Raw genomic sequence first — 7626 nt, 5'->3', positions numbered from 1 at the left:
GGGCACACCCACGCCCGGCAGGTGTCGAAGCTGCCGGAGGTGCCCGGCAAGCAGCCGACCACGCTGATGGTGGAGGGCTCGACCGGCGGGGCCGGGCTGCGCGGCCTGGAGGGCGAGAAGCCGACGCCGCTGACCATGACGGTGCTCTACTTCGACCAGCAGAAGCTGCTCCAGGCCTACGACGAGATCACCGTGGGCGGGACCGGGCAGTCACAGGTCAACCTGGAGCGGCACGTCATCCGCGACCCGGCCAAGGGCGACCAGGTGCCGGTCACCCCGACCCCGACCCGGGGACCCTCCGAGTCGCCGTCGCCGGGTACGACCACCCTGAGCCCCACCGCCACCCCCACCCGCTGACCGTCCGGGCCTTCTCCGGCCGCCTGCCGCGCGGACGCCCGGTCACCGCGTTTCAGCGACCCGTCCGGCACTGGCATGTCCTGCCGCCGCCTTTGCTCTGCACCCATCGGCGCGGCAGGCACCGGGAGTGACCGCACGGACGGCCGCGCGCCGCGGGCACTCTTCGCCGCACCCCAGCTCAGGGCGATGCTGCGGATGTGGCTGCAGAGCAAAGGCGGCGAGAGGCAATCGCCCGGGTCGCCGGAGACGGTCACTCTCAGCAATCGGGCGAATCTGTCACGTTCCGTGACCACCACGGCCTGCCGCGCCGCCGGGTCGAGCCGGACCAGCCCGGCGCGGTCAGCGCAGCGCGATCGCGGCCAGCGCGGCGTTGACGATGCTGCCCGGCAGCAGGTCGTGCAACTCGTACAGCTCCCGGACGTTGCCGGACTGGCCGAACTCGTCCACGCCGAGCGGCACCGCCGGGGCGCCGACCGCCGAGCCGAGCCAGGCCATCGCGTGCGAGGCCGCGTCGTGCACGGTGACCACCGGCACCCGGTCGGCGAAAGCCGACCGCAGCGCGCCCGGCACGCTCGGCACCGTCGCGGTCCGCACACCTTGACGCAGCGTCCGCTGCCACGCCCGGTAGAGGCGGTCCAGGCTGGTCACGTCCACGACGTGCGCGGCCACGCCCTCCTCCGCCAGCTCCGCGGCGGCGGCGAGCACCTCCGGCAGCACCGCCCCGGAGGCCGCGAGCTGCACGACCGGGGCGTCAGCCAGATCGGGGTACGCCTGGTGCGCGTCAACGAGCCGGTACGCGCCGGCCACCACCTGCCGCCGCAGCACCGCGTCCCCGAGCCGGGTCCGGGCCGCCTCGAACGGGGCCTGGTCGATCGGCCGGGTGCTGAGCCGGAAGTAGTACGCCCCGTCCTCGGCCGGCGCGGCGGTGGCGGCGGGCGCGGCGCCACCGGCGATCTGCCCGAGCGCGTCGCAGAGCAGCCAGTCGAGGCTGCCGGCGTACGCGGGCTCCAGGAACGTCACGCCGGGCAGCTCCAGGCCGACCGACGCGGTGATGGTGGACTGGTGCGCGCCACCCTCCGGGGCCAGCGTGATGCCGGACGGGGTGCCGGCCACCACGAACCGGGAACCGGAGTACGTCCCGTAGAGGAACGCGTCGAGACCGCGCAGCACGAACGGGTCGTAGACGGTGCCCACCGGCAGCAGCGGCTGGCCGGACAGGTCCCACGACAGGCCGAGCTGGCCCAGCAGCAGGAACAGGTTCATCTCCGAGATACCCAGCTCGATGTGCTGCCCGGCGGGGCTCTCCGTCCAGCGCAGCATCCGGTCCTCGGTCCAGGAACGCTGCTCGGTCGGCGCGAACACGCCGGTCTTGTTGATGAACCCGGCCAGGTTGGTCGAGGTGGCCACGTCCGGCGCGGTGGTCACCAGGTAGGGCGCCACCTGCGGATCGCGGGCCAGGTCGACCAGCACCCGGCCGAAGACCTCCTGGGTGGAGACCGGCTTGTTCGCGCGTACCCGCGTGGTTTCCGGAACGGTGACGCCCAGCGCCCGCTCGCGCGGCGCGCGGGACAGCGCCTCCCGGCGCTCGCCGGCCCGGATGCCGGCCGGGGACGCCGGGTCGAGGCGGTCCCACTCGGTCTCCGGGGTCAGGCCCTGCGCGGCGCGCAGCGCGTCGACCTGCTCGGTGCTGAGCAGCGCCGAGTGGTTGCGCGGGTTGCCGGCGATCGGCAGACCCCAGCCCTTGACCGTGTACGCGAACACGACGCTGGGCCGGTCGGTCACCGCGTCGCACTGGGCGTACGCGTCGAGCATCGCCTGCGCGTCGTGGCCGCCCAGGTCGGTGACGAGCGGGCCCAGCTCGTCGTCGCCGATGTCGGCCACGAACGCGGCCACCTCGGCCGGCGCGCCGTCCAGGAACTGCTTGCGCAGCGCCGGGCCGGCCAGCCCGAACAGCGACTGGTACTGCTCGTTGGGCATCCGGTCGATCCAGTCGCGCAGCGCCGCGCCACCCGGCCGGGCGTACGCCTCGGCGAGCTTGCGGCCGTACTTGACCTCCACGACGTGCCAGCCGGCCGCCTCGAACTGGCCGCGCCACTGGTTGATCCGGATGCCGGGGACGACCCGGTCCAGCGACTGCCGGTTGAAGTCGACGAGCCACATCACGTTGCCCAGGCCGGTGGTGGCCGGGTCGGCGACCGCCTCCCAGATGTTGCCCTCGTCCAGCTCGGCGTCGCCGATGATGGCGACGAACCGGGAGTGCGGGCGCGCGCCGAAGTGCGCGTCGACGTAGCGGCGGGTCACGGCGGCGAACAGCGGCGCGGCGGCGCCCAGGCCGACCGAGCCGGTGGAGAAGTCCACCTCGTCCGGGTCCTTGGTCCGCGACGGGTACGACTGGAGGCCGCCGCGCGCCCGCAGCTTCGGCAGGTACGACCGGTCGAGGTTGCCGAGCAGGTACTGGATCGCGTGGAACACCGGCGAGGCGTGCGGCTTCACCGCCACCCGGTCCTCGGCGTCCAGGTGCTGGAACCAGAGCGCGGTCATCGCTGTCACCAGGGAGGCGCTCGACGCCTGGTGGCCGCCGACCTTCACCCCGTCGCCGGTGTCGCGGTCGTGGTTGGCCGCGTCGACGATGCGAGTGGCGAGCCAGAGCACCCGGCGCTGGATCTCGTCGAGGACGTCGAGGTCGTGCTGGTTCACGGTGACTCCATCCGGGCGTCGCCGTTGACGCCCACTGAGTGGGGGTGAGGCGTTAGGAAGGGCCCCTTCCCATGCACCAGGCGTTAAGAAGGGGCCCTTCCTTACAACACGTCAGGCGCCGAGGCGCGCCAGGATCAGCTCGCGGACCGTCTTCGCGTCCGCCTGGCCGCGGGTGGTCTTCATGACCGCGCCGACCAGCGCGCCGGCCGCCGCGACCTTGCCGCTGCGGATCTTGTCGGCCACGTCCGGGTTGGCGGCGATCGCCTCGTCCACGGCCGCGGTGAGCGCGCCGGTGTCCGAGACGACCTCCAGGTTGCGGTTGGTCATGATCTCGGTCGGCGAGCCCTCGCCGGCCACCACGCCCTCCAGCACGGTACGGGCCAGCTTGTCGTTGAGCTTGCCCGCGTCGACAAGGCCCTGCAGCTCGGCGACCTGGGCCGGGGTGGCGCCCACGTCGGCCAGCTCCACGCCGGTCTCGTTGGCGCGGCGGGACAGCTCGCCCAGCCACCACTTGCGGGCCGCCGCGGGGGTCGTGCCGGCGGCCACTGTCGCCTCGATCAGCTCGACCGCGCCGGCGTTGACCACCGACTGCATGTCGAGGTCGGACAGGCCCCACTCCTGCTGGATCCGCTTGCGGCGCAGCCGCGGCAGCTCCGGCAGGGCGGCCTTCAGCTCGGCCACCCACGCGGTGTCCGGGGCGAGCGGCACGAGGTCCGGCTCCGGGAAGTACCGGTAGTCGGTGGCGGTCTCCTTGGACCGGCCCGACGTGGTGTCGCCGGTGTCCTCGTGGAAGTGCCGGGTCTCCTGGGTGATCCGGCCACCCGCCTCCAGCACGGACGCCTGGCGCAGCATCTCCGAGCGCACCGCCCGCTCGACCGAGCGCAGCGAGTTGACGTTCTTGGTCTCGGTGCGGGTGCCCCACTCCTCGCCCGGCCGGTTCAGCGACGTGTTGACGTCGCAGCGCAGCGAGCCCTCCTCCATCCGCACGTCGGAGACGCCGAGCGAGCGGATCACGTCGCGCAGCTCGGCGACGTACGCGCGGGCGACCTCGGGCGCGAGCGCGCCGGGTGCCGGGGATCGGCTTGGTGACGATCTCGACCAGGGGGATGCCGGCCCGGTTGTAGTCGACGAGCGACTCGGTGGCGCCGTGGATGCGGCCGGTGGCGCCGCCGACGTGCAGCGTCTTGCCGGTGTCCTCCTCCAAGTGCACCCGCTCGATGCCGATGCGCACCAGCTCGCCGTTGACCTCGACGTCCAGGTAGCCGTCGAAGCACAGCGGCTCGTCGTACTGGCTGATCTGGAAGTTCTTCGGCATGTCCGGGTAGAAGTAGTTCTTCCGGGCGAACCGGCACCATTCGGCGATCGAGCAGTTCAGCGCGAGCCCGATCCGGATGGTCGCCTCGATGGCGGCCTTGTTCGCCACCGGCAGCGAGCCGGGCAGGCCGAGGCAGACCGGGCAGACCCGGGTGTTCGGCTCGCCGCCGAAGTCGGTCGGGCAGCCGCACCACATCTTGGTGTTCGTGCCCAGCTCGACGTGGGTCTCCAGGCCGATCACCGGTTCGAAGCGCGCGACGACCTCGTCGTACGCGGGCAGTGTCGTCGTCATCTGAGCTCCAGGCGCGATCCGGACAGAACCGTTCCAGCCTAATCGGCTGGCCCGGCCACCCCGCTGCCGGGCTTCGAGATCACCGCGCGGGGCCCGGCGTCACTCGGGTGTGGTGAAGGTGCGGCGACGGTTGTACGCCAGCACGAGCAGGATGCCGCCGATGGAGAAGGCCACGATGCTCAACAGCAGCAGCACGAGCGGCGAGCCCGGTCCGGTGATCGGCAGCCACGCGCCGCTCACCTTCGACGGCGAGGCCGTCGGCAGCGGCGCCGAGGTGCTGCTCTCCGACGGTGTGGCGGCCGGGTCGTCGGGGGTCGGCGTAACAGTCGGGTCGGCCGGGTCGGGCGTCGAGCCGGTCGGGGACGCCGTCGGGGTGCCCGGGTTGCGGGCGGCGACGGTCAGCGACACCTGCTTCGTGGCGCTGGTGCTGTAACCCTTCGCCGCGACCGTGAAGGCGAACGTGCCGGCGCTGCCCGGGGTGCCGCTGAGCTTGCCCTTTCCGTCGAGCGTGAGGCCGTCCGGCAGGGCCCCGGCCGCCAGGGAGAACACGATGTCCGAGTCACCGGCGGCGGTGAACCGGAAGGAGTAGCGCTTGCCGACCGTGGCGGCGGGCGGGTCGCCGGAGGTGAACGCGGCCGCCGCCTCGGCGACCACGATGGTGGCGTCCTGCTCGCCGAAGCGGTCGTTCTTGTCGGTCATCCGCAGCGTGAACGTGTACGTCCCGGCGGTGGTCGGCGCGCCACCGAGCGAAGTCCCCACCACGAGCATCCCCGGCGGCAGACCGCCCGAGACCACCGACAACCGGTACGGCCCGGTGCCGCCGGTGGCCTCGACCGTGTGGATCGCGTACACCCGGCCCAGGTACATGGGCGACCGGGGCTTGCCCGACGTGATGACGACCTTGGGTTCGCGCACCTCGATCGTCGCCGTCTGCTCGTCGAAGAGGTCGTTCTTGTCGGTCATCCGCAACGTGAACGTGTACGTCCCGGCAGTGGTCGGTGAACCCCCGAGCGACGTACCCACCACGAGCATCCCCGGCGGCAGACTGCCCGAGGTCACCGACAGCCGGTACGGCGCGGTGCCACCGGTCGCCTCGACCGTGTGGATCGCGTAGACCTGCCCGATGACCATGACCGACCGGGGTTTGCCCGAGGTGATGGTGACGGCCTCGGTGGCGACGGTGGCCGGTTGCGCGGCGGCCGGCTGCCCGGCGCCCAGCAGCAACGCGACGACCATCGTCAGGGCCATGACCGGGCGAAGTGTCCCCATCGCACATCCAGCTCTCGGTCGGAACCGCTCGCGTCCGCCAGCGGGCCACAGTCCAGTCGATCCAGCAGACTCGCAGTTTATTCGACCAGTGCCAGTGACCCCCGGCAATCCCCTGATCGGTGATCACCGTGTCGGTACGGAGGCGGGCGGGCCGCCTCCGTACCGTCCGGTTCAGATCGTCGGCGGGGTGAGCGTGCCGACGGCGCTCTCCAGCGCGGCGGCGATCCGGTACATCCGGTCGTCCGCCATGGTCGGCGCCATGATCTGGAAGCCCACCGGGAGCCCGTCGGACAGGCCGCACGGCACCGAGATGGCCGGGCCGCCGTACAGGTTCGTCGGGATGGTGAACAGGTCCGCCAGGTACATCTGGTACGGGTCGGCGGTACGCGACCCGAGCGGGAACGCCACGAACGGCGTGGTCGGCGAGATCAGCGCGTCGACCTGCTCGAACGCGCTGGTGAAGTCCCGCGTGATCAGCGTGCGGACCTTCTGCGCCTGGCCGTAGTAGGCGTCGTAGTAGCCCGAGGAGAGCGCATACGTGCCGATCATGATGCGGCGCTTGACCTCGGGGCCGAAGCCAGCCTCGCGGGTCAGCGACATGACCTCCTCAAGCGACCGGTTGCCGTCGTCGCCGACCCGCAGGCCGAACCGGACGCCGTCGAACCGGGCCAGGTTGGAGGAGCACTCGCTCGGCGCGATCAGGTAGTAGGCCGGCAGCGCGTACTTGAAGTGCGGGCAGGAAACCTCGACGATCTCCGCGCCCAGCTTCGCCAGCGCCTCGGCCGCGTCGCGGAACGCGGCCATCACGCCCGGCTCCGCGCCCTCGCCGATGAACTCGGTGACCATGCCGAGCTTCACGCCGGTCAGGTCGCCGGTGGCGCCGAGGCGCGCGGCGGCCACCACGTCCGGCACCGGGGCCGGGATCGACGTGGAGTCGCGCGGGTCGTGACCGCCGATCACCTCGTGCAGCAACGCGGCGTCGAGCACGGTACGCGCGCACGGGCCGGGCGTGTCCAGCGACGAGGAGAACGCCACCAGGCCGTAGCGGGAGGTGCCACCGTAGGTGGGCTTCGCGCCGACGGTGCCGGTGACCGCGCCGGGCTGGCGGATCGAGCCGCCGGTGTCCGAGCCGATCGACAGCGGCGCCTCGTACGCGGCCAGCGCCGCCGCGCTGCCACCGCCGGAGCCGCCCGGGATCCGGTCGGTGTCCCACGGGTTACGGGTCGGCCCGTACGCCGAGTATTCGGTGGAGGAGCCCATGGCGAACTCGTCCATGTTCGTCTTGCCGAGCATCACCGTGCCGGCGGCGCGCAGCCGCTCGACGATGGTCGAGTCGTACGGCGGGCGCCAGCCCTCCAGGATCTTCGACCCGACCGTGGTCGGTACGCCCTTGGTGGTGAGCACGTCCTTCACCGCGACCGGCACACCGGCCAGCGGGCCGAGTTCGTCACCGGCGGCGCGGCGCTCGTCCACGGCACGCGCGGCGGCCAGCGCCCCCTCGGTGTCGACGTGCAGGAACGCGTGCACCCGGTCGTCGACGGCGCCGATGCGGTCCAGGTGGGCCTGGGTGACCTCGACGGCGGAGGTCTCGCCGCTCGCCACCAGCCCGGCTATCTCAACAGCGCTCTGCTTGGTCAAGTCGCTCTTGCCGGCACTCCGCTTCGCTCCGTGCCGTCATGAGCGAATTGACCAAGCTG

The 7626-nt window shown here is 72.3% G+C and carries 3 protein-coding genes and 2 pseudogenes; 1 reads left to right on the top strand and 4 read right to left on the bottom strand.

Features of this window, described 5'->3' with window-relative positions:
• Positions 1–357: pseudogene (locus KBX39_RS17250) on the top strand (metallophosphoesterase); the annotation flags it as partial.
• Between the two features lie 339 nt (positions 358–696).
• Here KBX39_RS17250 and KBX39_RS17245 read toward each other — a convergent pair.
• From KBX39_RS17245 to gatA, 4 genes and pseudogenes are all read right to left on the bottom strand, one after another.
• Positions 697–3054 (bottom strand): pyruvate dehydrogenase, encoded by a 2358-nt coding sequence (locus KBX39_RS17245; RefSeq protein WP_187693049.1) that lies wholly within the window; start codon positions 3052–3054, stop codon positions 697–699.
• Between the two features lie 111 nt (positions 3055–3165).
• Positions 3166–4660 (bottom strand): annotated as a pseudogene (gene gatB, locus KBX39_RS33820) (Asp-tRNA(Asn)/Glu-tRNA(Gln) amidotransferase subunit GatB).
• A 99-nt stretch (positions 4661–4759) separates the two neighbouring features.
• A complete protein-coding gene (locus tag KBX39_RS17235) occupies positions 4760–5908 on the bottom strand; it encodes a putative Ig domain-containing protein (RefSeq protein ID WP_247660306.1) in 1149 nt (382 codons plus the stop codon).
• A gap of 192 nt (positions 5909–6100) precedes the next feature.
• Positions 6101–7567 (bottom strand): Asp-tRNA(Asn)/Glu-tRNA(Gln) amidotransferase subunit GatA, encoded by a 1467-nt coding sequence (gatA, locus tag KBX39_RS17230; protein WP_210871514.1) that lies wholly within the window; start codon positions 7565–7567, stop codon positions 6101–6103.
• Between the last annotated feature and the right edge of the window lie 59 nt (positions 7568–7626).

Source organism: Micromonospora sp. D75, assembly GCF_018070405.1.
Taxonomy (GTDB): domain Bacteria; phylum Actinomycetota; class Actinomycetes; order Mycobacteriales; family Micromonosporaceae; genus Micromonospora; species Micromonospora chalcea.
This window is presented reverse-complemented; position numbering and strand designations above follow the sequence as displayed.

Bases quoted from the DNA above. Each gene is read 5' to 3' on its own strand.
- KBX39_RS17235 (WP_247660306.1), bottom strand. From the start codon at position 5,908: ATGGCCCTGACGATGGTCGTCGCGTTGCTGCTGGGCGCCGGGCAGCCG.